The organism is Pseudomonas sp. S34, assembly GCF_009866745.1.
Taxonomy (GTDB): domain Bacteria; phylum Pseudomonadota; class Gammaproteobacteria; order Pseudomonadales; family Pseudomonadaceae; genus Aquipseudomonas; species Aquipseudomonas jessenii.
Genome location: NZ_CP019398.1, coordinates 1,510,001 through 1,536,033, shown reverse-complemented (window position 1 = coordinate 1,536,033; position 26,033 = coordinate 1,510,001). Strand labels below are relative to the sequence as shown.

Genomic DNA, 26,033 nt, shown 5'->3' with positions numbered 1-26,033 from the left:
CTTGCCGGCTCCTCGACGTTCGACGGGGTTACAAACCGCGCAAATCCCGCTCTTCGATCGGCCGGCTCTGGCGCAGACGCTTGCCGCCCAGCACCACCCAGTCGATCAGTCGGAACAGGCACTCGATCCCGAACGACAGCAGCAAGGCGCCGCTCATGCCCCAGACCATCGCTTCGGGCGTCAACAGGATCTGGTAGCTGTAGCCATTCCAGGTTTCCTTGCGGATATCCGGATCGGCGGCCAGCACCACTTGCAGGAAGCGGATGTACCACGGGCCCTGCATCGCCTGGAATTGCTTGTCCAGCGCCACCTGACGGGTCAGCAGGTTGCCCAGGCTGTCGGCGTCGCTGCGAAAGATCGGGTCTTCGCTGGCGCGGTAATGCGCGACCAGAGCTTGCATGTCACCCTTGAAGAACTGATTGGCGGTGTTCTGGAAGCCGCTCAGACTGGCCTGCGCCTCGATCAGGTGCGCCTCGACCCGTTTGGCGTAATCGCTGATGAAGCCCGGCACCTGGACACCGATCAACAGGCCCGCCGCAAACAACACCAGCCGTAGATAACTGAGCAACATGCAAGGAGTCCTTATTCGGTCTGGCCCTGGCTGACGCATTCGCCGCGTCGCCACAGGCTCCATTGACCCGGTTCGTAACGGGTCCAGGTTTCGTTTTCGGTCAGGGGTTCGGTGGCGATGACGGTCACCACATCGTTAGGCGTGGTTTCGGCCTGAAAGTCGACGATCACGTCGACATCCTTCAAGCGTGCCGGGCCAAACGGTGCACGACGGGTGATTTGCGCCAGCTTGGTCGAGCAATAGCAGAACAGCCAGTCACCGTCGCTGAGCAGGCAGTTGAACACGCCTTTGCTGCGGTATTCGGCGCACGCTGCCACCAGATCAGGCAGCAGCTCTTCGACCTCGACCGGCTCGGGGAACGCCGCACGCACACGGTTGAGCAAATCGCAAAACGCTGCTTCGCTGTCGGTATCACCGACCGGGCGATAGAAACTGGCCACTGGCTGGAAGTCCGCTAACTGGCCGTTATGGGCGAAACACCAGTTGCGCCCCCACAGCTCACGGACGAACGGATGCGTGTTGGACAGGGAGACCTTGCCGACGTTGGCCTGGCGGATGTGCCCGATCACCACTTCGCTCTTGATCGGATAGCGCTGCACCAGGTTCGCGACCTCCGACTCGCAGCTCGCCGCCGGGTCCTGGAACAGCCGCAGTCCACGGCCTTCATAGAAGGCAATGCCCCAGCCATCGCGGTGCGGGCCGGTGCGTCCGCCGCGCTGCATCAGCCCGGTGAAGCTGAACACGATATCGGTCGGGACATTGGCGCTCATGCCCAATAACTCACACATGCTCGGACTCTCGCTCAATCGCAGGGGCAAGGTTACAGACGGGGTTCGACTCGCATCCGCTGAGGAGTGCTCGGCACGGGCGGACGACCGTAACGATCATCGCCGGCACCGCCGAACGGTTGATCGTCCTCGGGCTCGTCTGCACGGACGGCAGCTTTGGCGGCGGCAGCCTGTTCCCTGCGGGCATTGGAGGCGCGCTCGATGGGGAAACGGATCGCCACCAGCACCAGATAGAAGCCGAACGCGATCATGCCGTACATGAACAGATCGGAAATCGCCCGCCAGGCGTTGTTGCCGACCTTGAACAGCAGGTCGAGCGCGGTAATGGCGAGAGCCGGTGCGACTTTGTCCTTGACCGGGTCGATGATGGTCGGGCTGAACAGCAGCACGACCATCGCCAGCCGTAGCGGCTCACGCAGCCAACGCCACATCCAGCGGGTCAAGCGCATCCACACCAACAGGCAGCCCAAAGCGGCGAAGGCGTAGAGGCCCCAAGCGATCAGATAGTCGTTCTCGGTCATGGTGTCCATGGCAAGGCAGGCAAGTCGGGTAGAGACAGGCCATTACTGGCCTGCCTCCCCCTAAGAACCGTACGTGCGCCTTTCAACGCATACGGCTCAAGTCTTTAGAAAGCCCCTTGCGGAGCCGGTTTGTTCACTGTCAATCCACGGCTGTGAAGCTGTTGGTGACAAATAGGATGCAATAGTACCCGGTTATCCAGGGTGTCTCTACCGCCATGAGTGCGGTGGATAATGTGATGGTCATGCCATCCCGTTTCCTTCGTAATCGGTTGTTTGCACATCAGACACAGTCCTTTCTGGCTTTGATAGAGACTGAGAATCTGTTTGCGATACTTCAGCTTTTTCAGCATCTGTGCCGTCCGCAGCTTCTCGCCCATTTCTTCCATGGAAGGGTCGAAGGGGTTGTACTCCCCACTAACCTTCCTGTGTCGTTCGATCGGTGTACTCGCAAGCGAATACAGAGCGACCTCCTTTTTTGTCCCGTTTTCCTCCAACATCGTGGTGGCAAACACCCAACTTCTGCTTCCTTGAGTTCGGAAATACTTCTTCCCGATCCATTGCAGTGACTTGTTCGGGTGCCGCCGCTTTGCCCAACGCCATAGAGCATAAAACAACAAATTATCCATGCGGCTGTAGGCCTGCTTGGCTACTACAGGCTGGTGATACAGCGCCCAGCCTTTCAAGATGGGATTGAGCAATCGAATCAAATACTCCTGCTTCGCCATCTTGTTGGCGTCGATGACCTCCTTCACCTTGTGATAGAACGCCTTGACATTCTTCTTACTCGGTTTGATCAGAAGCTTCCCGTCGTACTTACGGAAATTCCAACCCAGAAAGTCGAAGCCTTGATCGGTATGGACGATATGTGTTTTCTCAGGGGATAACTGCAACCCGCGTACTGCCAGGAATTGCTCCACCCAAGGTCTGATTTCGCTTTCCAGTACCTCTTTCGAGTTTCCAGTAATCACAAAATCATCCGCATACCGCACCACGTTGATCTTCAGCTTTCTGGCCCTTGTCACGCCCAGATACTGCTTGAGCTGTGTTTCCAGACCATCGAGCGCCATATTTGCCAAGGTAGGCGAGATAATCCCGCCTTGTGGCGTACCAGCATCCGTTGCCTGTAGCTGGCCTTTATGAATCACGCCAGCCTTCAACCATTTCCGAAGAATCGCTTTGTCCGTAGGGACGTTGGCGAGCATCCAGTCATGATTAATGTGATCAAAGCAGCCTTGTATGTCCGCCTCCAGTATCCATTGGGCCGAAACCTTCTTGGACAGGCAAACAAACAACTGTCCCATCGCATCCGCCGTAGAGCGTTCGATCCTGAAGCCGTAGCTGTTCGGATCGCCCTTGGTTTCTGCAATGGGTGCCAGAGCTAGCAAATACAGCGCCTGCATAGCCCTGTCAGTCATGGTTGGGATACCCAAAGGGCGTTCCTTCCCATTCGACTTCGGAATGAACACACGCCGTAAAGGTCGTGGTTTATATCCGTGACGCTTCAACCCATTTGCCGCTTTCCATTTTGCGTCGGGTGTATCCCAGAGCACGCGGTCGACTCCCGCCGTGCGCTTACCCTGGTTTTCAGTGACTCGCCGTACGGCCAAGTATCTGGCCGATCGAGAGCGGGTCAGCATCCGTTGCAGGGCTTTCACCCTGCGCCCTTTGCCTTCCCGACAAGCCTTCGCAATCCGCACCTGCATTGCCCGAACATTCCGCTGAACACGACACCAATCGATGTCATGCCATTGTTGCGGAGTGCCGGAAAGCGCAGGCACGGCCATTTGGCTGTGCTCTATCATGCTGCCTTCCTCTCAAGTTTCCCCGAGCAGAAGACGTACGCATCCCCTGACGGGAATGGACGCTCCCGTCAGGGTTGGATTAGTAGGAGGCCCAATACTGCGGGTCTCTAAGATCATTGAGACAGGTTCAGTCAGAGTTCATGCGACGAAAGACCACGCAGAAGTCTGCCCGGTTTCCCGTGAGGTAATGTCCCAACCCCTATCCGAGCCATTACAGCCCGGCTTTCGCTTTCTCTGCGATCCCATACCCGCACAGCCAACAGATCCCCTTGCGGTTCACCTGCCCGAAGGCGGCCATACGGGCTTACCACGTTCCCTGCCTATCACACGATTGGTTTAGGGCCTGCCTTTTCACCGATGGTCCTATGACGACGTACCTCAAGCCTCTACAGAGGTATCCGACCACGTGCCTTTTGGCTCAAGCCTGACAGCAGTTTTGGCTTGTTCATAATTACGGCGTTTATCAGCAGTTCACTTACGTTACCCATACCAACCAGCCTAGCGTCTCAACCCGGCACTGCTCCGAGTATCTATGCTTTACCTCGCGGCAAAAGCACACCCTGACGGGGACTACATTGTGAGAAGAGCTTCACACCTCACCGTTACCAGTGACGCATGTCTTCCTAGGCTATCGTTGGTCGCACAACGAGTCCGCTGCCACCTTGCGAGCAAGGTAGATGGACAATGACAGACAGAGCTTTCGCTCATGTCTCCGGTTTGATGTGAGCAGGGACTGCCGAGGCAGCATGCCCAAAGAAATTGTTACCTCCTGTTTCAAAAGCAGGAGGGAACCCCAGCGGGGATTCTCTCCCGCATGGGTTTAGCCCTGAACAGGGCTGATGTGTAGTAGGCACTCCAGTACCGGAAAATCTGGTACTGCGGTCGAGCTACCGAGCGCTAATCGACCTTGAGTTTGCCACCGCCGCTGCGGCAAGTCCTTGAAGGCATTGGACTTCTGGGAGGGTTTTGTTTCTTGGGGTTGGGTACCCAAGCTCTTGGCTTCCTTTCGGAAGCCCTTCAAGATGACTCTACACCTCGAAGTCTTGGAGACACGCTACGCGTGTCGCACAGAGGCGCTTATGATAACGGCTTTTCGCCCATCAGGCTGCATCAATGCCTGACTGTTGGGCGCTATCCATGTGGGAGCGGGCTTGCTCGCGAATGCGGCTTATCATTCAACAATGATATTGACTGACCCAACGCCTTCGCGAGCAAGCCCGCTCCCACAGGTTGCCAAGCCCCTATTCCGTACACTGCTCGAGAGCCCTTCATGCCCCTATCCGCCAACATTCACGACGCTCCGATTGCCCACAAGGCTGAAGGCTCCGACCCGTATGCCTGGCTGCAAGAGCGCGACACCGAGGCAGTGCTCGACTACCTGAAAGCCGAAAACAGCTATCAGCAAGTGCAAACCGCCGACCAGGCCGCATTGCGCGAAACCCTGTTCCAAGAGATCAAGGGGCGGATTCTCGAGACCGATCTGTCCCTGCCCTCGCCATGGGGCCCCTATCTGTATTACACCCGCACCACGGCAGGCGATGAGTACGCCAGGCACTACCGCTGCCCGCGTCCGGTCGATGACAGCCTGACCCTCGACGAAAGCCGCGAACAACTGCTGCTGGACCCCAACGAACTGGCCAAGGGTGGTTTCTTTTCGCTCGGGGCGTTCAGCATCAGCCCGGACCACCAGCGTCTGGCCTACAGCATCGACTCCAGCGGCGAGGAGATTTACACGCTGTTCGTGAAGGAATTGTCCGACGGCCGTGTCAGCGAGCTGGAATTCCAGGACTGCGACGGCAGCATGACCTGGGCCAACGATAGCCTGACGCTATTCTTTGGCGAACTGGATGACACCCATCGTCCGCACAAGCTGTATCGCTATCGACTGGACGGCACGGCGGCCGAAGAAGTGTTCCATGAGCCGGACGGGCGCTTCTTCATGCATTGCTACCGTTCCAGCTCCGAGCAGCAATTGCTGCTATCCGTGGGCAGCAAGACCACCAGCGAAGCCTGGGTGCTTGACGCCAACCAACCGCAGCACGCCTTTACCTGCATCGCACCACGGGTCGAGGAGCATGAGTACGACGTCGACCACGGCGTACTCGACGGTCAATGGACCTGGTTCATTCGCAGCAACCGTGACGGCATCAATTTCGCCTTGTACACGGCCGTCGATACCGGCGCCGCGCCCACCGAAGCCGACTGGCAGAACCTGATCCCCCACAGCGACACGGTGATGATCGACGGCATCAGCCTTAACACCGGGGCCATGACCCTGAGCCTGCGGGTTGGCGGCTTGCCGGTCATTGAAGTTCACCCACAAAGCCTGGCGCCTTATCGTGTGCAACTGCCGGATGCGGCCTACAGCCTGCACGTGCAAAACAGCCTGGAGTTCGAAAGCGACCGGATTCGCCTGCGCTACGAAGCGTTGAACCGTCCGGCGCAAATCCGCCAGCTTGAACTGGCGACCGGCGAGCAGAAAGTCCTCAAGCAAACCCCGGTGCTCGGCCCGTTCGATGCCGACGCCTACGTCAGCCAACGCCTGTGGGCCACTGCGCCGGACGGCACGCAAGTGCCCATCAGCCTGGTGATCAAGCGCGCAGACCTGGGCAAACCCGTGCCGCTGTACCTCTACGGCTATGGTGCCTACGGCGAAAGCCTCGACCCATGGTTTTCCCACGCGCGCCTGAGTCTGCTGGATCGCGGCATGGCGTTTGCCATTGCCCACGTGCGTGGCGGCGGCGAACTGGGGGAAGCCTGGTATCGCGCCGGCAAGCAGGAGCACAAGCACAACACCTTCAGCGACTTTATCGCCTGCGCCGAACACCTGATCGCCCAAGGCTTCACCACTGCACCGCAGTTGGCTATCAGTGGCGGCAGCGCCGGTGGCTTGCTGATCGGCGCGGTGCTCAACCAACGGCCGGAGCTGTTTGGCGCCGCCATCGCCGAAGTGCCGTTCGTCGACGTACTCAACACCATGCTCGACCCTGATCTGCCATTGACCGTGACGGAGTACGACGAGTGGGGCAATCCTGAAGAGCCGGACGTCCATGATCGGATCAAGGCCTACGCCCCGTATGAAAATGTCACCGCGCAAGCTTATCCGGCCACCCTGGTGATCGCCGGTTACAACGACAGCCGCGTGCAGTATTGGGAAGCAGCCAAGTGGGTGGCGAAATTGCGCGCGACCAAGACCGACAGCAATCCCCTGCTGCTCAAGACTGAGTTGGGTGCCGGGCATGGCGGGATGAGCGGTCGATATCAGGGATTGCGTGACGTAGCACTCGAATATGCATTTTTGTTCAAGGTTTTGGGCATGGCCTGAGGAACCTGGCGCGGTGTGCCGGTCTTAATTGCGTACACCGGCAGCCGATACAACACAAAACCCCTGTGGGAGCGGGCTTGCTCGCGAAGGCGGTGTGTCAGTCAACATCTCTGCTGAATGTTACGACCCCTTCGCGAGCAAGCCCGCTCCCACAAGGGATTTGCGGTGAATTCAAGTCAGCGACAATCACAAAAAAGACCGTGACGACATGTCTGAACCAACCTTTCTGAACAACGAAATTCGCGACTGGCTGATGGATTGCGGCCTGTTCAATCAACTGCAGCCAGCCGACTTCGCCGCGGCTTCGGGCTACTTCAGTATCAGCACCATTGCCCAGGGCGAGGAAATCTTCCAGGAGGGCGATGCCGGCAGTTTCATGTGCATCATCCATACCGGTCAGGTGGCGGTGCAGAAAACCAACGCTGACGGGCAGCGAGTCACCATCGCCACGTTGCGCAGCGGCCGCTCGTTCGGTGAAATGGCCGTGCTCGACGGCGAACGGCGCTCGGCCAGTTGCGTGGCCGCAAGCAACTGCCAGTTGCTCAACCTGGGCAAGGACTCGCTGGAAAAGATGCTCAACGACGCACCGAAAATCGCCGCCAAGATCATCCGCGCCCTCGCCGTTTCCCTTTCCAAACGACTGCGCATGGCCGACGGTCAACTGCTTTCGCAGCAGGTCTAGCCGCCCGGCGATTTGGTTTTCGGCGGATTGGGCTCCAGGCCCGGTATCGGCTGGTCCTTGATCGGCGGGCTGGGCATTTCAATCGGCACCAACGGCGGACCGCTACTGCCGGGGCCGACTTTAGGCAAAGGCGCCGGGCTGATTTGCGGGTACGGCGTGGGCGTCGCGGTGCCGGGCGAACCGGGTATCGGCGCGGGGCTGACGGGAATCGATTGCAGCTGTTGCGCCTGCACTGCAGTTATCGAGAGCGCGGCCAGGGCAATGACCGTTAGAATGGTGCGCTTCATCAATGGCTCCGTTGGCCTTGTCGTCATAAACAGGCTACTCCCAACTGCGTCTGTTTGCCCTCCCGAGTTCTGCCAATTTTCTTCAAGTGAGCCCCATGAAACGTTTCGTTCTGCTGGACACCACCCCCATCCCTGAAAACGGCGGCGCCCTGTGCCTGTTCGAATACGGCGAGGATTTTGTCATCAAGATCCAGGGCGGCGACGGCGGACAATTGATGAACACGCGCATGCACGGCTCCGAAGATGCCCTGGCCGAGATCCCGTGTCGCAAGGTCGCCGGCCGGCCGGGTTCACGGGTGCTCATCGGCGGCCTGGGCATGGGTTTTACCCTCGCTTCGGCGCTCAAGCACCTGGGCAAGACTGCCGAAGTGGTGGTCGCTGAATTAGTGCCTGGCGTTGTGGAGTGGAATCGCGGGCCACTCGGCGAGAAAGCCGGAAACCCGCTTCAAGACCCGCGGACCGTGATTCGCATGGAAGACGTGGCCAAAGTCCTGCAGGCCGAGCCACAGGGTTTCGATGCCATCATGCTCGACGTCGACAACGGTCCCGAAGGCCTGACCCAGAAAGCCAACAGCTGGCTCTACTCCGCCGCAGGCCTCAGTGCCTGCGCCAAGGCCCTGAGACCAAAAGGCGTGTTGGCCGTCTGGTCGGCCAGCGCTGACCGGCAGTTTTCCGACAAACTGAAGAAGGCGGGTTTCAAGGCCGAGGAAGTGCAGGTCTTCGCCCACGGCAACAAGGGCACCCGCCACACCATCTGGATTGCCGAGAAGCTCAAGGGCTAGGCTAAACTTCACCCTATAACCGTCATTAGTCTTTCTACAAAGGTGAACCCATGAGTTCGTCCACCCCGACCAACACATCGAAGCTGGATCGCATCCTCGCCGACAACCAGCGCGACAAGGAAATGGGCTACCGCGACAAGGCCCTGAAGATGTACCCGCACGTCTGTGGCCGCTGCGCCCGTGAGTTCTCCGGCAAGCGCCTGAGCGAACTGACCGTGCACCACCGCGACCACAACCACGACAACAACCCGCAGGACGGCTCGAACTGGGAGTTGTTGTGCCTGTACTGCCACGATAACGAACACTCGCGGTATACCGACCAGCAGTATTTCGACGAAGGCTCACTGAGCACGCCGAAAATTGCCAAGGCTACGCACAACCCGTTTGCGGCACTCGCCGGGTTGATGAAGAAAGAAGACTGAAGATTTTCAGCGCCTGATCCGGCCTCATCGCGAGCAAGCTCGCTCCCACATTTGATTTTGTGAACGACACAGATCCACTGTGGGAGCGAGCTTGCTCGCGATAGCAATAGCCCTGCCACCGCCAATCTCCAAACTGACCGTTGCCGCCCAATCCCCGTATAATCCCGCTTTTTTCCCGAAAGGCACCCCGCTCGTGGCAGACAAACGGTACAGCTGCATTGGTTTGTATAACCCCAAATCACCGGAGAACGTCGGTTCGGTGATGCGCGCCGCTGGCTGTTATGGCGTGGCGTCGGTGTTCTACACCGGCAAGCGCTATGAGCGCGCCGCCGACTTCGTCACCGATACCAAGCGCGTGCACTACGACATCCCGCTGATCGGCATCGACGACCTGAAGAAAATCCTGCCCCTCAATTGTGTGCCCGTCGCCGTGGAACTGGTCGAGGGCGCCCGCCCGTTGCCGGAATACACCCACCCGGATCGCGCGCTCTACATCTTCGGCCCGGAAGACGGATCGCTGGATAAAGAGATTCGCGACTGGTGCGAAGACGTGGTCTACATTCCGACCACCGGTTGCATGAACCTGGCCGCCACGGTCAACGTCGTGCTCTACGACCGCATGTCCAAGGGGCTCAATACCCGCTCCGGGCCAAAATTCCGCTGAATCGCCACACATCCGATTGAACGAGCTGCCCGCCCAGGCTGTCAGTTTGACTATCGATCACTGAAGCCTGGAGACAGACCATGAGCGAACTCAAACCCGTCGAGCGTATCGAATCCACCCCGTTCCAGAGCCCTTCCGAGCAAAACGTGCAGGGCTGGGAACGCATTGGCTCCCTGGCCGGCGGCGTGGTGATGGTGGGCAAGGGACTGCGGCGTGGCGGGATCTTTGGCCTGGTCCAGGTGGCCATCGGCGGCGTGGCCCTGGCGCGCGGCATTACCGGTCACAGCTCGGCGAAAAGCCTGCTGGAGAAAAGCCGTCAGGACATGAACAACGTGCGGGCGAAAATTCAGCGGGCGGGTGAAGAGTTGAAGGCGCTGAAGGCCAATGCCGAGGCGGCGACCAAAACCGCCAGCGTTACCGGCAATGATTCCTTGAAGTCGCCGAAAGCCGGGGTTTGATCCAGGAATTGCACCGAGGCTACCGGCCTCTTCGCGAGCAAGCCCGCTCCCACATTGGTTTTGTGTACGACACAGATCAAATGTGGGAGCGGGCTTGCTCGCGAATGGCGGTGTTACTGAATCAACTCGGTACTGAGCACTTTTGAAGAACCACCGATCACGCTCTCGCTGAGCAGAACAAACGCCTTGGTATCGATATCCCCCTCCCGCATCGCCCCGCGCAACACGTCGTCCAGCGAACGCTTGTTATGGGTTTTCAGGCGAATTTCGCGATCCAGTTCCTGCAGCAACACCACTGCCCTGGCCACCTGCGCCGGGTTGATCCGCTCACCGCGCAGCGTGGTGACTTTCTGGCTGATACTGACCAGCTTGCCGTGCAGGTTCTCGTAGCGTTCATCGCTCATGCCCCCGGCCCGGCGCACCAGTTCGATAGCGTAATACTCGGCAAAGCCTTCACTGATCCAGTTACTGCGCTGCGTGCCGTTGATTCGCCCGAACATCTGGGCCAACTCACGGACCAGGGCACTGGTGCCGCTTTCGCTGACCAACGGCAGGCGACTGTTGAGATAGATCGACTCGTGCGCCGACTGGCTACCGCGCCACATTGGATCATTGGCCCCGACGATCAGCAGTTTGCCCGGGTGTCGCGGATACAGCGCCTGCACTTGCGGCCAGACGAAGGTCAGCAGCGTCAGCACATCCATACGGCGCATGCCCTGCCCCAGCGGCGAGGCGACTGTGACTTCGGTCTCGCCCAGACGAGTGCGGCGACTGCCGAGCTCACCAGCGAGCATCCAGCCGGTAGGCCGGTCGAACAGTCGGGAAGGGTTATCGATACGGAATTTATTCGGGCCGATTCGTGGCCAAGCGGTTTCAACGCTTTTCCAGCCACCGGGCAGCTCGAACTCAAGACGTGAAACCAGTTCGATGCCGTCCTGTTGATCGAGTCTGGCAGCCGGCACCAGATTGTCGCCGCGCATCAACGCCCAGCCTGGCGTCATGCGCGTGTCGAAGCTGCCGCTCTTGCGCCCGTGGCTGATACTCACGCGGTAGGTCAGGCTGGCCTTGTCCGCAGCCGGACGCCAGACACCGCGCGCCGCTTTGCCGGGGGTCAGTTGCCATTGGCCGTCAGCCTTGAAATCGCTGTAGTGGCTGCCGTCGCCAAGGTCGAAATCCAGGCTGCGTACCGCCGAGCCCTGGGCGAGCGTCAGGCGCACTTCGGCCTGATCGCTCTGTGGCAACAGGCGCACGTGGTAATCCAGATTGACCTTGTTTGCAGCCCATGCCGGCGAATTCACGGCCAGTAACCCAAGGATCCACGCCTGCCGCCATCCCACAGCCATACACACTCCTTCGTGAAACGTTGAACCTCAGGCAATCAGCCTGCGCGGAAAATCAGATGATCTTCCCAATCATCTTCCGGCACGCTGCCTTCGGCGAGCATGCGCCCGGACTGGGAAATCCGCTCGTGATGAACGGCATCGCGATCACCGCACACCAGGTGATGCCACAACGGCAGGTCCTTGCCTTCGCTGACCAGGCGATAGCCGCAGGTCGGTGGCAGCCATTTGAATTCGTCGGCCTTGCCCGGCGTGAGCTGGATACAGTCCGGCACCGAGTCACGGCGGTTGGGATAGTCCGTACACTGGCAGGTTTTCAGGTCCAGCAACTTGCAGGCGATGCGCGTGTAATAGACGCTGTTGTCGTCTTCGTCTTCAAGCTTTTGCAGGCAGCACAATCCACAGCCGTCGCACAGCGACTCCCATTCCTCCTGATCGAGTTGATCAAGGGTCTTGCGTATCCAGAACGGTTCTACTTTGGCGGCCATGGTTCGAGCATCGACATCAGGTGGTGAAAAGGCCGCCAGTCTAGTGCCCGAAGCCCCTTGGGCCAAGCATTGGCGACTGTCGGTAGAACGGGCTTGTCAGTTTTTGCGCTGCCAAGTAGGGTTTTGCGTCGTTCCCACCTTCAAACGTAGCAAGGAATCTCTTGATGAGTGCCAACCCACGCGTTGCCGATTACGCCATTCACCCTCAGTTCACCGATCGCTGGTCGCCCCGCGCCTTTACCGGCGAAACGATCCCAGAGGAAACCCTGCTGAGCTTTTTCGAAGCCGCCCGCTGGGCACCCTCGGCCTATAACTCGCAGCCCTGGCGCTTCCTCTACGCACGTCGCGACACGCCGAACTGGGAGCGTTACCTGGGCCTGTTGAACGAATTCAACCGCAGCTGGGCGCAACATGCTTCGGCCCTGGTGATCGTGATTTCGAAAACCACCTTCGTTGCGCCTGGCGCAGCCGAAGAAACCCCGGCCCTGTGGCACACCTTCGACACCGGCTCCGCCTGGGGTCACCTGGCCTTGCAGGCGAGCCTGAGCGGCTGGCACACCCACGGCATGGCCGGCTTCGACCAGGAGCTGACCCGCAAGACACTGAACATTCCTGAAGGCTACGCCCTGCACGCCGCCGTCGCGGTGGGCAAGCTGGGGGACAAGGCGAGCCTGGCGGATTATCTGCAAGCCCGTGAAGAACCCAGCCCGCGTCGTCCATTGAGCGAGTTGGCGGCTGAAGGTGACTTCACCCTCTAAGCCACACTGCAAAACCAATGTGGGAGCGGGCTTGCTCGCGAAGAGGCCGTGTCAGACAAAGATATGTTGAATGACACAACGCATTCGCGAGCAAGCCCGCTCCCACATTTTTGATTGCGGCGAATCAATACCCGCGATCGAAATCCACTTCCCCGCGCAACGCCTCTCCCGCCTCATAAGCCCGCAGGTTCTCGACAAACAACTTCACCATCATCGAAGGCGAAGTCGGTGCCGAGCTGTGGCCGGTCAGCAGCAGGCCCCAGGCCGTCCAGAACGGATGACGCTGGGGCAAGGGTTCCTGACGGCACACATCGATCACTGCACCCGCCAGATGCCCTTCCTTCAAGGCATCCACCAGATCCGCATCGACCACCGCCACTCCGCGTCCGGCGTTGATGAACAACCCGGTCGGCTTGAATTGCTTGAACAGCGCCGCGTCGTAGACATCGTGGGTATCCGGCGTGTTCGGCAGCAGATTGACCACGTAATCGACTTCACCGACCAGCCGCGGCAAATCCGCCATCGAACCAACTTCGATAAACGGTGCCTGCTCCCGTGCGCTGCTGGCAACGCCATACAGTTCGACGCCAAACGGCACGAGGAACTGCGCGACACTTTGACCGATATCACCGGTGCCGACGATCAACACCCTGCGCCCCGCCAGGCTCTGAACCTGGCGACTGTCCCACTTGCGTTCGACCTGGCTGACCAGTCGCGCCAGCACTTCACGCTCGTGACCGAGCATGTACGTGAGCACGTACTCGGCCATGACCTGGCCAAAGATTCCGACTGCACGGGTCAGCCGATAGTGCCGCGGCAAGCCATCGGCCAGCAGCGGCGTGATGCCGGCCCAGGTCGATTGCAGCCATTGCGGTTGATGGCCCTGGCGTAACAGGGTCGCCAGCAAATCAGGCTGGCCGAGCCACACCGGGCAATCGGCGGCCTGGCTGGCCAGTTCGGCGGAATCACCGCTGGTCAGCACCTCCAGGTCCGGTGCCGCCTCGCGCAACAGTTGGGCGTACACGGGGTGGTCGTGTTCAGCAATCAGGACGCGCATGCTTCAAACCTTTCAAAAACAGTGCAGACGGCCGCCGACAGAGCAGTGCTCCGTCGATGCTGCCATCGCTAAAATCAATCAGTGTTTCATAACCACTCTGAACAGAGTCTGTCTGCCGCTCACATCGGATCGTTGCGACGCAACAATTCTTCCGGCAAGTGCTCGATGTACTCGTCTTCGGCAGGCGGCATTTGCAGGTGATAACCCTGTTTCTCGAGGTTCTCCAGCACGACCGTGATGTCCTCGCGCGACAGTTTGCGCTCGGGGCTCAGCACCAGGTCGAACGCGTGGATGGCCTTGCCGAAGGCTGCCATCAGGGTATCCGGCACGCGCTCCAGAGCATCGCTCTTGAGCACATACAGGTACATTTCGTTTCTTTTCGAGCTGCGGTAGATGGAGCAAATACGTTTCAAGGCTGTTCTCCGGCGGTGGCCAGGCTGTCGAGCAGCGCCTGGCCCATCAATTCGCGGCGCCAGCCACGCAGCGAATCAGGCAATTGGTAGGGACCATTGGGGAAGCCGCTCTTGAGCAGCGCTTCCAGGGTTTTCTTGCGCAGCATCAGTTCCGGCGCGATGTTCAGGCGCTCGGCTTCGGCCTGACCTATGGCCTTCATTTGTTTGAGCAGCGCAGCAGCATCCACCGGCAACGGCTCCGGCACGGCTGACGGCCACTGATCAGGCGACACACTGCCAGAGCGCTTGATCAGATCAAGCAGAAACTCGCCGTCCTGACGCACGGTACGTGGGTGCATGTCTTCGATTTTCGCCAGCGCGCCGAGGTTATCCGGTTGCGTACGCGCCAGTGGCCACAACGAATGCTCGCGGATGATCCGGTTGCGCGGCAAGTCGCGGGCCCGGGCTTCCTTTTCACGCCAGGCGCAGAGCTCACGCAAAACGGCAAGTTGGGCGCGAGACAGCTTCCAGGCCAGCTTGGCATCGCGATAGACCTCGTACGGATCGATCTCGCGGCGCAGGTTGGCCACCAGTTCGGCGCCATCTTCCAGGACCCAGGCGTATTTCTCGTCGGACAGCTTTGGACGCAGTTTTACGAAAACTTCAGCCAAATGCACGGCATCTTCGGCGGCATAGCTGATCTGGGTTTCGGAAAGCGGGCGTTGCAGCCAGTCGGAACGGGTTTCCCCCTTGGGCAGGTCGATGCCGAGCACTTCCTGCACCAGCCGCGAATAGCCCATGGAAAAACCAAGGTTCAGATAAGCGGCAGCCAGTTGCGTATCGAACAGCGGCGCCGGCAGGCTGCCGGTCAGGCGTAGCAGGACTTCGAGGTCTTCGCTGCACGCGTGGACAACTTTGACCACCGCAGGGTTTTCCAGCAAAGCGGCCAATGGCTGCCAGTTGTCGATGGTCAGCGGGTCGATCAGATAGGCGCGAACGCCATCACCGATCTGCAGCAGGCCGGCGATTGGGTAGAAGGTGTCGACCCGCATGAATTCGGTGTCGAGGGCAACGAATGGCAACTGTTGCCACTCGGCACACAACCGTCCGAGGCTATCGTTGTCGCGAATCCAGTGAATATCGATGGCCACACGGCTCTCCCTTGAAGAATGGCGCGCAGTATATATCGCCCCCGGCGATTTCCGCGCATCCACTGAACAAGAGCATTAGCGAAAATTACTGCGCGACATAAAGAATAGCCCTACAAAGCCAAGCTAGCCGGTCTTACCCAGCACCTGGAACCGTCGCGAGAGTCACCGTGTTCGGCCAACACCGGTCAAAAGCCAGGTCGACGGCCGCTGCGTGAAACAGAGTCAGAGGCGATCATTCCTTGGCCAACACGCCGTCTGTCACTGGACGACGACATCCGGCAAACATGTCCAGATCCTGGTGGTAGACCTTGCTGTCGACCTCCAGCAGCCCAAGCATCGAATGGAACAGGTTGTCCTGGCTGAGGGACTTTTCACGGCTCTGTTGCAAGCAGCGGGTATCTAGCGCAAACGACTTTTTATAGCTGTCGGAGAACCAGGCAAACATGGCGACATGCTTTTGCTGTTCCGGTGCCAGCATGTAGGGCGTGCCGTGGAGGAACAAGTTGTATTCACCCAGGGACTCGCCGTGGTCCGACAGATACAGCATTGCGGTATCCACTTTGTCCTGGTTGCTGCGCAGCAGATCGATCAAGGTCGACAGTACATGGTCGGTATAGACCAGGGTGTTGTCGTAGCCATTGACGATACTTTCGCGGCTGCAATTGTTCAGGGCATTACTCTCGCAAACCGGGGTGAAGCGCTCGAACTCTTTCGGATAACGCTTGAAGTACTCAGGGCCGTGGCTGCCCATCTGGTGCAGTACCAATACCGTGTCCTTGTCCAGGGTATCGATGAAATGCTGCAGCCCTTGCAGCAGGATTTCATCGCGGCATTCACTGTTGGCGCACAGCGCCGGGTCCTTCAGATTGCTGACGTCCTGAAGGGTGACGCGATCGCACGTACCTTTGCAGCCTGACTGGTTGTCACGCCAGATCACGTCGATACCCGCATGCTTGAGCACGTCCAACAGGCCTTCTTCGTTCTTTGCCTTGCTGGCGTTGTAGTCCTTGCGCCCCATGTTGGAGAACATGCAAGGCACCGATACGGCGGTTTCAGTACCGCAGGAGTGCACATCGGTGAAAGCGATCAGGCCGTCTTCCTTACTCAGCTTGGGAGTGGTGTCGCGGCTATAGCCAAGGATGCCGAAGTTCTCCGCCCGGGCACTTTCACCCACGACAAGTACCGTCAGGGATTTGCGCCCGTGAGTTTGCCAGGCTGGATTGCGCCGGGCATCTTCACCGAGCTTCACAAAAGGTTGATGTGCAGACGCAACCTGCTCGCGCAAGAAGCCAGCCGAGGCACCAATGTAGTTACTTGGCACCACCATCAGGCGTAACTCGTGGTGATTGCGAAACAACGAAGACAGGCCTTGATAGTTAACCAGTGCAACTCCACCAATGACTGCTGCCGAGGCAAAAGTCACCAAAACTTTACTGAGCAGTTCACGGTGCCAACGACGATAATTAATCGGTGTCTTCCACAACAGCCAGGACGGCAAAACGCCGAGCAGTAAGATATAAACAAACAACTTGAGCGACAGCAAGTCACGCACTTCCGTCGCATTGGTCTCGGCGAAGTTACGCAGCATGCCGGTATCGATCAAAACACCATACTGGCTCATGAAATAAACCACGCCCGCGCTGGTCATGAACAGCAGGGTCAGGAGCGGCTTGAGCACCGGCCGGAATGCCAGCAGGGTCAGCACAATGTTGAAGGCCGCGAAGATCATCACCCCGAAGGCCACGCGCATGACGATGCCTTTGCCATCGGATGCGGTGATTTCGAACAGGTGCTGCCAGAGTACAAAATTGAAGCCGACTAACAAAAGTGCACTGGCAATCAGTGTCACCCATTCGGGGCGCACGGCTTTAATATTAAGCATGATATTTGGCGGATCCTGAAAATAAGTGTCTACGGCAAATGTGAAAATTTCATTTACCGAGACAGCTCTAATTTTAGGAAGCCAACAATCAATTTTTTGTGAAAAATAAGCCAACAATTAGTTGGCTTATTAAGTCCGCCTGAAACTTTCAGACTATTTGAGAATGGTTCAGCCCCGATTCAGATTCGACTCAGGCCTGATGCAAATACCAGCGCCAGTCCTGCTCACCGACCTCCCCCATGAATTGACGATACTCAGCGCGTTTCACCGCCAGATAGACGCCGAGGAATTCACCGCCGAAGGCTTCCCTGGCCCAACTCGAACCTTCCAGTGATCGCAAGGTGGTCAGCCAGTCTGTCGGCAACAGTTTCGTGGCCTGGGCGTAGCCATTGCCTTCCACCGGCGCACCAGGATCGAGTTGTTCGCGGATGCCGCGATGAATACCGGCCAGAATCGCCGCAGCCGCCAGATAGGGATTGGCATCTGCGCCACAAATTCGATGCTCGATGTGCCGGGAATACGCAGGCCCACCTGGGACACGCAAACTCACGGTGCGATTGTCTACGCCCCAGGTGGCCGCCAGGGGCGCATAGCTGTTGGCCTGGAATCGACGGTAGGAGTTGGCGTTGGGGCAGAACAGCAACAGCGAATCGAGCAAGGTACTGAGCATGCCGGCGACGGCCTGCTTGAGCAGCGGCGTTCCATCCGCAGCTTCGCTGGCGAAGAGGTTGTTGCCGTCCTTGTCCGCCAGGCTCACGTGCATGTGCATCCCGGTGCCGGCAAGGTCATCGAAAGGCTTGGCCATGAAACAGGCTGTCATGCCGTGCTTGTGCGCCACGCCTTTGACCAGACGCTTGTAGCGCACCGCTTCATCCATCGCCTGTAGTGCGTCGGTGCGGTGTTCGAGGGTGATCTCCACTTGCCCCGGCGCGTATTCGGAAATGGCCGTGCGCGCCGGAATCCCCTGGAGTTTGCAGGCACTGTAGAGATCGGCCAGGAACGGCTCGATCTGTTCAAGCTCGCGTAAACCATAGACCTGGGTGCCGTACGGACGCCCGCCATCGACATCCCGTGCCGGTTGCGGTCGGCCATTGCTGTCGCGTTGCTGATCCAGCAGGTAGAACTCCAATTCCGCCGCCATGACCGGGTAATAACCGTCTGCCTGCAAACCCTCGATGACCTTCGCCAGCAAATGACGGGGATCGGCAATAGTGGCGGGCATTCCCTCCGTTGGGTGCATGCTGACCTGCACGGCCGCGGTCGGTATCAGACGCCACGGCATACGCGTGAGGCTGCCGCTGATCGGGTAGGCCCGGCAGTCGATATCACCGACATCCCAGACCAGCCCGGAGTTTTCCACGTCATCACCGTTGATGGTCAGGCCGAGGATGGTGCTCGGCAATGGTCGCCCGCTTTCATACACCGCCAGCAACTCGTCACGATGCAGCAACTTGCCCCGCGGCACACCGTTGTTGTCGAGGATGAACAGCTCGAACATTTCAATATCCGGGTTCTGCTCCAGAAAGGTCAGGGCTTCTTGCCGGGTGGCAAACGAGGTCGTGGCACAACTCATGGGAACTCTCTTTTTCCGTGTCAGACGGGTACGCAAAAGCACCCGCACTTTAATCCCGCCATCAAGCGGAACAGGTAGGAACAATCAGCGGAAAAAGCAGGAATCCGGCGGGCGCGCATGGCGGCAATGCCACAGCGCCCAAAAAGCCAGTTCAGAAGGAAGTGCAGAGAGGTTTGGCGCGGTGGCAGGCGTGAATCGACGACCAAGGCTCGACGCTCGAACGCCGTTGGATGCCTTGCAGTGGATTGCGACTGGCCAACCGTCCATAGAGAGAACCGCAGAAAACAGATGACCCGCAGCGTCACACGATGGCTTAAGTCGTTAAATCAGGATTTGAAGAACCTTGGATGTCGTCTGGCTAAACATTTGGCGGTTTTGTGCTGCCTTCTGTGGGGAGAAGGCCTGTATTTGATTTCTAAATACCACCCCGGACTTTCTGATTTGCGCCCTTCGGGCCTCGCGCGCCTTAATCGCCCGCCTATTCATCAAGGTCCGATCATGGAAAACACCCGAGCCACTTCCCGCCCTGCCCTCTGGCTCATGTTCAGCATTGTCCTGGTTGCCCTGAACCTGCGCCCTTCCATGGCCGCTGTCGGGCCGCTGCTCTCAGCGATTCGCGACGACATTGCGCTGAGCTTCAGCCAGGCTTCACTGCTGACAATGTTGCCGGTGACGGCCATGGGGCTGGCGATGTTTGTCGGCCTGCGCGTCAGTCAGCGATTCGGCGATCAACGCACGGTAGTCTTCTCATTGTTGATCATCGGCGTGGCTACGCTTTCGCGGTTGTTCCTTGATTCAGCCGCGCAGTTGCTCCTCAGCGCGGTGCTGGCCGGTGTCGGGATCGCCCTGATCCAGGCCCTGATGCCAGCGTTGATCAAATCCCGCTTCAGCGACCACGTTGCGCTGTGCATGGGGCTCTACGTCACTTCGATCATGGGCGGTGCGGCCATGGGTGCCTCCTTTGCGCCGCTGGTGATGGAACGTACCGGCAGCTGGCGTATGGGCCTGGCGATCTGGGCCGTTCTCGCCGTGCTGGCATTGCTCTTCTGGCGCAGCCAAAGCGCGGGGATGCCAACACTGGATTCGAGGGCATCCGGCAAAGGTTCGTACTTTGCCAAATCCCGCGCGTGGTTACTCGCGATTTTCTTTGGCTTGGGCACTGCGTCCTACACCTGTGTTCTGGCCTGGCTGGCGCCTTACTACGTGGAAGAGGGTTGGAGCGAGCAGCACGCCGGATTGCTGCTCGGTTTTCTGACCGCCATGGAAGTGCTGTCGGGTCTGTTGACGCCCGTCATCGCCAACCGCAGCCGCGACCGCCGCGTCGTGCTGATGGTATTGCTGACACTGATCATCGCCGGTTTCTGCGGATTGATTCTGAGCCCAAGGCATTTGAGCCTGCTGTGGCCATGCCTGCTGGGGCTGGGCATTGGCGGCCTGTTCCCGATGAGCCTGATCGTATCGCTGGATCACCTGGACAATCCATTGCGTGCTGGCGGCCTGACCGCATTCGTACAAGGCATCGGCTACTTGATCGCCGGCCTGTCGCCGCTGCTGGCGGGGATCATCCGCGACCAGCTCGGCAGCTTTGAATGGGCCTGGTGGTCGCTCACGGCGGTCATGGCACTGATGATGCTGATGGTTTTGCGCTTCAACCCAAAGCAATACGCCCGCCACATCCATTGACCCGGAGCCTGCCATGAAAACCACCGTTTTCGCCGCCGCTCACGCCAGCATGCTGCTTTGGGCCTTGTTGATCGCCGCATCGTTTTCCGCGGCGGCGCAAGTCAGCCAGGCCATCGACCCGATCCTGCTGACGGGTTTACGCCTGCTGTTTTGCGCTTTGGTGTTTCTGCCGTTGTTGCTGCTCAAAGGCGATGCCGTGATGACCGCCCGCGCACTGTTTGGTCACGCGGTGCTCGGCCTGCTGCTGGCGCTGTACTTCGGTTCGCTGTTCGAAGCGTTGCGCTACACCTCGGCCGTCAACACCGGGACGATGTTCACGCTGGTGCCACTGATGACCCTGGGTTTCGAAGCCGTGCTCACACCTGACAGCCGTCTGAAACAACGGATTATGCCGATGCTGCTCGCCGCTGCCGGGGCGGTGTTGTTGATCATGAAAGGCACCGGCCCCGGCGAGTTGCCATCGCCCTATGCATTGACGGTGTACGGCATCGGTTGCTTGGCGATGGCGCTCTACGCCCCCCTCAGCCAGTGCCTGAAAGCCAATAGCCTCAAGGGACGCGAACCGGTGCCCATGACGTTCTGGAACATGTTGTTCGGTGCGCTGTTTCTGCTGGTGTTCTGTGGATTGAGTGGCGGTTGGCGTTCGGCATCATTACTAACGCTCAACGACTTCTATTGGCTGATGTACCTGGCAGTGTTCGCCACCCTGGCGACGTTCTGGCTGCTGCACCGGGCCATCGGCGTGATCGCGCCGTCCTCGGTGATTTCCTACATCTACCTGAGCACGCTGTTCATCACCTTGTTCCACTGGCTATGGGGACACCAGACGCCGCTGCCGCTGGAAATGACCGGCGCGGTGCTGGTGGGCCTCGGCATGTTCGCGCTATTGATGTCCAGCCGCCGCGCCGTGTCGGCGATGGTCCGGGGCTGAAAGGGCCCTGGGCGAAACTTCCGACGAGGCATTCTCCCTGCTCCCTCATTCCGCTAGGATCATTCGCTCATCCTTGCACACGGTCAGCGCAAGGGACGCAGCGAGACGCAATGGATGCTGAACAGTAATTCGCTTAGAAAACTCGACATGCAGGACCTCATGGTGTTCGTCGCCGTGTACGAGCAAAACAGCGTCACCGACGTATCCGAGACGCTTTGCGTCAGCCAGTCCACGGTGAGTTACTGCCTGAAGAAATTGCGCACCAGTTTCGAGGACGAACTGTTCATCAATACTCGCACCGGCGGCATGCAGCCCACCGGCAAGGCCAGCGCGATGTACCCTCACGTGCTGAAAATCCTCGAAAGCATCAACCTGTGTCACGCCGGCTTACCCACGTTCGACCCAGGCCTGCAACCCGTGACCTTCAACATCTGCGCCCCGGAATATTTCGAGCAACTGATCCTGCCGCGCTTGTTGAAAACCTTCGACCTCGCCGATCTTCCGGTGATGGTCAATGTGTTCAAACTCCAGGCCGATATCCCTGCCCAAGCGTTGCGCGAAGGCAGCCTCGACCTGGTGATGTGCTTCGGCCCGAACTTTCATCGCAGTCACGTCGATTTCAAATCGCAGACGCTGCTCGAAGATGACCTGGTGTGTGTTTTCGACAAACGCGCCACGCCGGCAGAACCACGCTTGAGCCTGCAAACCTATGTCGAACGTCGACACGTGTTCCCGACACCCTGGACGTCCGCCACCAACATGGTCGACGGCTGGCTAGCGCAGCAGGCACAACAGCGCCAGATCGTCGCACGCGCCAACAGCTACAGCGCAGCGTTGAAGCTGATTACCGGCACCGACTATGCCCTGACCCTGCCCCGACGCATTCAGCGACTGCTGGCCAGTGCAGACACCTTCAATCACTGTGAAGCGCCCGAAGGCTTGCCGGGTTTTACCCTCGACATGCAGTGGGACCAGGGTGTCGATCAGGACAGCGCCAACACCTGGCTGCGAGCGCAGGTGATCCAGGCCTGTGTCGAGCAGGAAACGGCCTGAAACTCAGTTGCTGATGGCGGTCTTGCTGTAGGAATCGCGATCGATGTCGAGAATTTCCACGCACAACTGGACTTCAACGCCGCTCGGCCACTCACACACGTCCTGCACCACCGCCAGCAGGCTTTCAGACAGCTGTTTCTTGATCTGTGCGGAACGACCACTCAACAGTGCCAGCTTCACATGCACGAACGCCCGTTCAGCCAATGCAGTACCGACCTTGAACGCCTCGACCCTGATCGCGCGGCTCTTGATGTCGAATTCGGCAGCAAACTGACCGGAAGCCACCAGCGTATTGTTCAACCGCATCAATGCCACTTCGGCATTCAGATCAGTCAGGTTGGCGGTGTATTCCATGTGCAGGTGAGGCATGAGTGGGTTCCTGTAAGTGGGGTGGAAAGGTCGTACATATAACACAGCGCCACCCTGTTCATTCGGGCAGCGGCAATACGGCACGCTCACTCATGAACGCCTCCAGGCGCGATCGTAACCAGCGCTCGGCAGGGTCGCTATCGACATGGCTGAGCCAGACCATGGATAGATCCAGGGTCGGTGTCTTGAAGGGAAAGGGTTCCTTGAACAGCATTCCCGATGCAGCCATCGCCTCAGCGGTGTAGTCCGGCAGGCTGGCAATCAGGTCGGTGCCGGCAAGCAGGGCCGGTAATGCACTGTACTGCGGCACCGAAAGCACCACCTGGCGTGTGCGACCGATATCCGCCAGCCACTCGTCGGCATAGCCACTGACGTTGGCGGTATGGGACACCAGCACGTGCGGTCGCGCGCAATATTCATCGAGGGTCAGCGGTGTATCAGAGGCATCGGCGCGCAAAATGCTGGGCTGGATGTGTCGCAACAACTTGCGCTTGGCATTGGCCGGCAAGCCACGGGTCTGGCTGATACCCACCGTGATATCGCCGGCTGCCAGCAAGTCGGGAATCCGCCAGTAATCGACATGCTGCACCACAAACACCACGTTGGGCGCTTCCTGGCGCAGCGCTCGCAGCAATGGCGGCAACAGCCCGAACTCGACATCGTCGGACAACCCGATGCGGAACGACATCGTGCTGCTGGCCGGGTCAAAATCATGGGTCAGGCTCAAGGCCACGGACAAGGAATCCAGCGCCGGCGACAGGTGCCTGATGATCTCCTCGGCCCGTGCCGTCGGCTCCATGCGATGGCCAACGCGTATGAACAGCGGATCATTGAACATCGCACGCAAGCGGTTGAGCGCCGAACTGATGGTCGGCTGACCGAGAAACAGCTTCTCCGCCACCCGAGTGACATTGCGTTCGAGCATCAGCGTTTCGAATACCACCATCAGGTTGATATCCGCCTTGCGAAGTTCATTGCGATTCATCCACTGCCCCGATCCAAAAAATCTGCTGACAGTTTAGGTAGCTGGTGCGACTGCCGTCTATCCAACACAGGTCCAACAGCCCAACGCGAGTCAGGTTTATGTGATTTTTTTACAATGACCTTGTAGGAGCGAGCTCGCTCGCGATGGACGCTAACGATGACGCGGGAAACCTGACGCCCCGCAGCGCTCGCGGGTTTTTCGCGAGCAAGCTCGCGCCTACAGGAGCGCCAAAAACAAAACCCCTACCTGCATACGCAGATAGGGGTTTCGGAATTTAATCTTGACGATGACCTACTCTCACATGGGGAAACCCCACACTACCATCGGCGATGCATCGTTTCACTGCTGAGTTCGGGATGGGATCAGGTGGTTCCAACGCTCTATGGTCGTCAAGAAATTCGGGTACTGAGTCGTGGCCGGCTGGCCTCGCTTCAGCAAATTGGGTATGTGATAAAAATCGGTGTTTTGTGAGCGTCGAACTTTCGGTTCTTTCGTCTTCACACACCGCAATCTGATGCTCTTTCGAGTAGTCAAATTGCTTGGGTGTTATATGGTCAAGCCTCACGGGCAATTAGTATTGGTTAGCTCAACGCCTCACAGCGCTTACACACCCAACCTATCAACGTCGTAGTCTTCGACGGCCCTTCAGGGGACTCAAGGTCCCAGTGAGATCTCATCTTGAGGCAAGTTTCCCGCTTAGATGCTTTCAGCGGTTATCTTTTCCGAACATAGCTACCCGGCAATGCCACTGGCGTGACAACCGGAACACCAGAGGTTCGTCCACTCCGGTCCTCTCGTACTAGGAGCAGCCCCTCTCAAATCTCAAACGTCCACGGCAGATAGGGACCGAACTGTCTCACGACGTTCTAAACCCAGCTCGCGTACCACTTTAAATGGCGAACAGCCATACCCTTGGGACCGGCTTCAGCCCCAGGATGTGATGAGCCGACATCGAGGTGCCAAACACCGCCGTCGATATGAACTCTTGGGCGGTATCAGCCTGTTATCCCCGGAGTACCTTTTATCCGTTGAGCGATGGCCCTTCCATACAGAACCACCGGATCACTAAGACCTACTTTCGTACCTGCTCGACGTGTCTGTCTCGCAGTCAAGCGCGCTTTTGCCTTTATACTCTACGACCGATTTCCGACCGGTCTGAGCGCACCTTCGTACTCCTCCGTTACTCTTTAGGAGGAGACCGCCCCAGTCAAACTACCCACCATACACTGTCCTCGATCCGGATAACGGACCTGAGTTAGAACCTCAAAGTTGCCAGGGTGGTATTTCAAGGATGGCTCCACGCGAACTGGCGTCCACGCTTCAAAGCCTCCCACCTATCCTACACAAGCAAATTCAAAGTCCAGTGCAAAGCTATAGTAAAGGTTCACGGGGTCTTTCCGTCTAGCCGCGGATACACTGCATCTTCACAGCGATTTCAATTTCACTGAGTCTCGGGTGGAGACAGCGCCGCCATCGTTACGCCATTCGTGCAGGTCGGAACTTACCCGACAAGGAATTTCGCTACCTTAGGACCGTTATAGTTACGGCCGCCGTTTACCGGGGCTTCGATCAAGAGCTTCGCGTTAGCTAACCCCATCAATTAACCTTCCGGCACCGGGCAGGCGTCACACCCTATACGTCCACTTTCGTGTTTGCAGAGTGCTGTGTTTTTAATAAACAGTCGCAGCGGCCTGGTATCTTCGACCGGCGTGGGCTTACGCAGTAAATGCTTCACCCTCACCGGCGCACCTTCTCCCGAAGTTACGGTGCCATTTTGCCTAGTTCCTTCACCCGAGTTCTCTCAAGCGCCTTGGTATTCTCTACCCAACCACCTGTGTCGGTTTGGGGTACGGTTCCTGGTTACCTGAAGCTTAGAAGCTTTTCTTGGAAGCATGGCATCAACCACTTCGTGTTCTAAAAGAACACTCGTCATCAGCTCTCGGCCTTAGAATCCCGGATTTACCTAAGATTCCAGCCTACCACCTTAAACTTGGACAACCAACGCCAAGCTGGCCTAGCCTTCTCCGTCCCTCCATCGCAATAACCAGAAGTACAGGAATATTAACCTG

24 protein-coding genes and 2 rRNA genes (1 of these 26 cut by a window edge) are annotated in these 26,033 nt (G+C 58.6%); 10 read left to right on the top strand and 16 right to left on the bottom strand.

The window, feature by feature from the left end; all coding sequences use genetic code 11:
* Window positions 1–28: 28 nt before the first annotated feature.
* The 4 genes from PspS34_RS06740 to ltrA all read right to left on the bottom strand — a co-directional run bounded on the left by PspS34_RS06740 (window position 29) and on the right by ltrA (window position 3,682).
* Window positions 29–571: a DUF2937 family protein gene (locus tag PspS34_RS06740; RefSeq protein WP_095945362.1), complete on the bottom strand. Its 543-nt coding sequence runs from the start codon at window positions 569–571 to the stop codon at window positions 29–31.
* Window positions 572–582: 11 nt separating this feature from the next.
* Window positions 583–1,359, bottom strand: a complete 777-nt coding sequence (locus PspS34_RS06735; protein WP_090453698.1) for a class II glutamine amidotransferase — start codon at window positions 1,357–1,359, stop codon at window positions 583–585.
* 32 nt (window positions 1,360–1,391) lie between these two features.
* The gene (locus PspS34_RS06730; protein WP_154860800.1) at window positions 1,392–1,889 is read right to left on the bottom strand and encodes an MFS transporter; all 498 of its coding nucleotides are present in this window, start codon (window positions 1,887–1,889) and stop codon (window positions 1,392–1,394) included.
* A gap of 95 nt (window positions 1,890–1,984) precedes the next feature.
* Window positions 1,985–3,682 (bottom strand): group II intron reverse transcriptase/maturase, encoded by a 1,698-nt coding sequence (gene ltrA, locus PspS34_RS06725; RefSeq protein ID WP_159389532.1) that lies wholly within the window; start codon window positions 3,680–3,682, stop codon window positions 1,985–1,987.
* A 1,270-nt stretch (window positions 3,683–4,952) separates the two neighbouring features.
* Between ltrA and PspS34_RS06720 the strand changes: the two genes are divergently transcribed.
* Together PspS34_RS06720 and PspS34_RS06715 are read left to right on the top strand one after the other, a co-directional pair.
* Window positions 4,953–7,007 carry a S9 family peptidase gene (locus PspS34_RS06720; protein WP_154860802.1) on the top strand — a complete coding sequence of 685 codons (2,055 nt, stop codon included), beginning with the start codon at window positions 4,953–4,955 and terminating at the stop codon, window positions 7,005–7,007.
* A 208-nt stretch (window positions 7,008–7,215) separates the two neighbouring features.
* A complete protein-coding gene (locus tag PspS34_RS06715) occupies window positions 7,216–7,689 on the top strand; it encodes a cyclic nucleotide-binding domain-containing protein (RefSeq protein ID WP_057715999.1) in 474 nt (157 codons plus the stop codon).
* Here the strand turns inward: PspS34_RS06715 and PspS34_RS06710 are convergent.
* On the bottom strand, window positions 7,686–7,976 hold the full coding sequence (locus PspS34_RS06710) for a hypothetical protein (RefSeq protein ID WP_057716000.1): 291 nt from the start codon (window positions 7,974–7,976) through the stop codon (window positions 7,686–7,688). The two genes, PspS34_RS06715 and PspS34_RS06710, sit on opposite strands and share 4 nt — an antisense overlap.
* Before the next feature lie 95 nt (window positions 7,977–8,071).
* Here PspS34_RS06710 and PspS34_RS06705 point away from each other — a divergent pair, with 95 nt between their 5' ends.
* The 4 genes from PspS34_RS06705 to PspS34_RS06690 all read left to right on the top strand — a co-directional run bounded on the left by PspS34_RS06705 (window position 8,072) and on the right by PspS34_RS06690 (window position 10,302).
* Window positions 8,072–8,758, top strand: a complete 687-nt coding sequence (locus PspS34_RS06705; RefSeq protein WP_154860803.1) for an MnmC family methyltransferase — start codon at window positions 8,072–8,074, stop codon at window positions 8,756–8,758.
* Between the two features lie 50 nt (window positions 8,759–8,808).
* Window positions 8,809–9,180, top strand: coding sequence for a YajD family HNH nuclease (locus tag PspS34_RS06700; protein WP_007898702.1), 372 nt, complete (start codon window positions 8,809–8,811; stop codon window positions 9,178–9,180).
* 193 nt (window positions 9,181–9,373) lie between these two features.
* Window positions 9,374–9,844 (top strand): RNA methyltransferase, encoded by a 471-nt coding sequence (locus tag PspS34_RS06695; protein ID WP_007993783.1) that lies wholly within the window; start codon window positions 9,374–9,376, stop codon window positions 9,842–9,844.
* 80 nt (window positions 9,845–9,924) lie between these two features.
* Window positions 9,925–10,302, top strand: a complete 378-nt coding sequence (locus PspS34_RS06690; protein WP_154860804.1) for a DUF2892 domain-containing protein — start codon at window positions 9,925–9,927, stop codon at window positions 10,300–10,302.
* A 113-nt stretch (window positions 10,303–10,415) separates the two neighbouring features.
* Here PspS34_RS06690 and PspS34_RS06685 read toward each other — a convergent pair whose 3' ends face one another.
* Both PspS34_RS06685 and PspS34_RS06680 read right to left on the bottom strand, forming a co-directional pair.
* Window positions 10,416–11,645 (bottom strand): hypothetical protein, encoded by a 1,230-nt coding sequence (locus tag PspS34_RS06685; protein ID WP_154860805.1) that lies wholly within the window; start codon window positions 11,643–11,645, stop codon window positions 10,416–10,418.
* A 35-nt stretch (window positions 11,646–11,680) separates the two neighbouring features.
* Entirely contained in the window at window positions 11,681–12,130 is a 450-nt protein-coding gene (locus PspS34_RS06680; RefSeq protein WP_008015986.1) for a YcgN family cysteine cluster protein, read from the bottom strand.
* 164 nt (window positions 12,131–12,294) lie between these two features.
* On the opposite strand from PspS34_RS06680, the gene PspS34_RS06675 reads away from it, so the two are divergent.
* Window positions 12,295–12,888 carry a nitroreductase family protein gene (locus tag PspS34_RS06675; protein WP_154860806.1) on the top strand — a complete coding sequence of 198 codons (594 nt, stop codon included), beginning with the start codon at window positions 12,295–12,297 and terminating at the stop codon, window positions 12,886–12,888.
* Window positions 12,889–13,012: 124 nt separating this feature from the next.
* Here the strand turns inward: PspS34_RS06675 and PspS34_RS06670 are convergent, their stop codons facing one another.
* The 5 genes from PspS34_RS06670 to PspS34_RS06650 all read right to left on the bottom strand — a co-directional run bounded on the left by PspS34_RS06670 (window position 13,013) and on the right by PspS34_RS06650 (window position 18,943).
* Entirely contained in the window at window positions 13,013–13,945 is a 933-nt protein-coding gene (locus PspS34_RS06670; RefSeq protein ID WP_102671295.1) for a D-2-hydroxyacid dehydrogenase, read from the bottom strand.
* A 119-nt stretch (window positions 13,946–14,064) separates the two neighbouring features.
* Entirely contained in the window at window positions 14,065–14,358 is a 294-nt protein-coding gene (locus PspS34_RS06665; RefSeq protein WP_057716006.1) for a YcgL domain-containing protein, read from the bottom strand.
* The gene (gene rnd, locus PspS34_RS06660) at window positions 14,355–15,488 is read right to left on the bottom strand and encodes a ribonuclease D (protein ID WP_150815305.1); all 1,134 of its coding nucleotides are present in this window, start codon (window positions 15,486–15,488) and stop codon (window positions 14,355–14,357) included. The genes PspS34_RS06665 and rnd overlap by 4 nt, the downstream gene beginning before the upstream one ends.
* A gap of 232 nt (window positions 15,489–15,720) precedes the next feature.
* Complete coding sequence (locus PspS34_RS06655) at window positions 15,721–17,370, bottom strand: phosphoethanolamine--lipid A transferase (protein WP_154860807.1); 1,650 nt, start codon at window positions 17,368–17,370, stop codon at window positions 15,721–15,723.
* A 190-nt stretch (window positions 17,371–17,560) separates the two neighbouring features.
* Window positions 17,561–18,943 carry a glutamine synthetase family protein gene (locus PspS34_RS06650; RefSeq protein ID WP_057716009.1) on the bottom strand — a complete coding sequence of 461 codons (1,383 nt, stop codon included), beginning with the start codon at window positions 18,941–18,943 and terminating at the stop codon, window positions 17,561–17,563.
* A gap of 498 nt (window positions 18,944–19,441) precedes the next feature.
* On the opposite strand from PspS34_RS06650, the gene PspS34_RS06645 reads away from it, so the two are divergent.
* The 3 genes from PspS34_RS06645 to PspS34_RS06635 all read left to right on the top strand — a co-directional run bounded on the left by PspS34_RS06645 (window position 19,442) and on the right by PspS34_RS06635 (window position 22,610).
* A complete protein-coding gene (locus tag PspS34_RS06645; protein WP_154860808.1) occupies window positions 19,442–20,626 on the top strand; it encodes a cyanate transporter in 1,185 nt (394 codons plus the stop codon).
* A 13-nt stretch (window positions 20,627–20,639) separates the two neighbouring features.
* Window positions 20,640–21,557, top strand: a complete 918-nt coding sequence (locus PspS34_RS06640; protein ID WP_154860809.1) for a DMT family transporter — start codon at window positions 20,640–20,642, stop codon at window positions 21,555–21,557.
* Between the two features lie 114 nt (window positions 21,558–21,671).
* Window positions 21,672–22,610, top strand: a complete 939-nt coding sequence (locus PspS34_RS06635) for a LysR family transcriptional regulator (protein ID WP_154860810.1) — start codon at window positions 21,672–21,674, stop codon at window positions 22,608–22,610.
* A gap of 3 nt (window positions 22,611–22,613) precedes the next feature.
* Here the strand turns inward: PspS34_RS06635 and PspS34_RS06630 are convergent, their stop codons facing one another.
* The 4 genes from PspS34_RS06630 to PspS34_RS06615 form a co-directional block, all read right to left on the bottom strand.
* Window positions 22,614–22,979: a 5-carboxymethyl-2-hydroxymuconate Delta-isomerase gene (locus tag PspS34_RS06630; protein WP_090453683.1), complete on the bottom strand. Its 366-nt coding sequence runs from the start codon at window positions 22,977–22,979 to the stop codon at window positions 22,614–22,616.
* A 58-nt stretch (window positions 22,980–23,037) separates the two neighbouring features.
* Window positions 23,038–23,964 (bottom strand): LysR substrate-binding domain-containing protein, encoded by a 927-nt coding sequence (locus tag PspS34_RS06625; RefSeq protein ID WP_150815309.1) that lies wholly within the window; start codon window positions 23,962–23,964, stop codon window positions 23,038–23,040.
* Between the two features lie 278 nt (window positions 23,965–24,242).
* A 5S ribosomal RNA gene (gene rrf, locus PspS34_RS06620) occupies window positions 24,243–24,358 on the bottom strand.
* A gap of 156 nt (window positions 24,359–24,514) precedes the next feature.
* Window positions 24,515–26,033 (bottom strand): 23S ribosomal RNA (locus PspS34_RS06615); it runs 1,375 nt beyond the window's last position.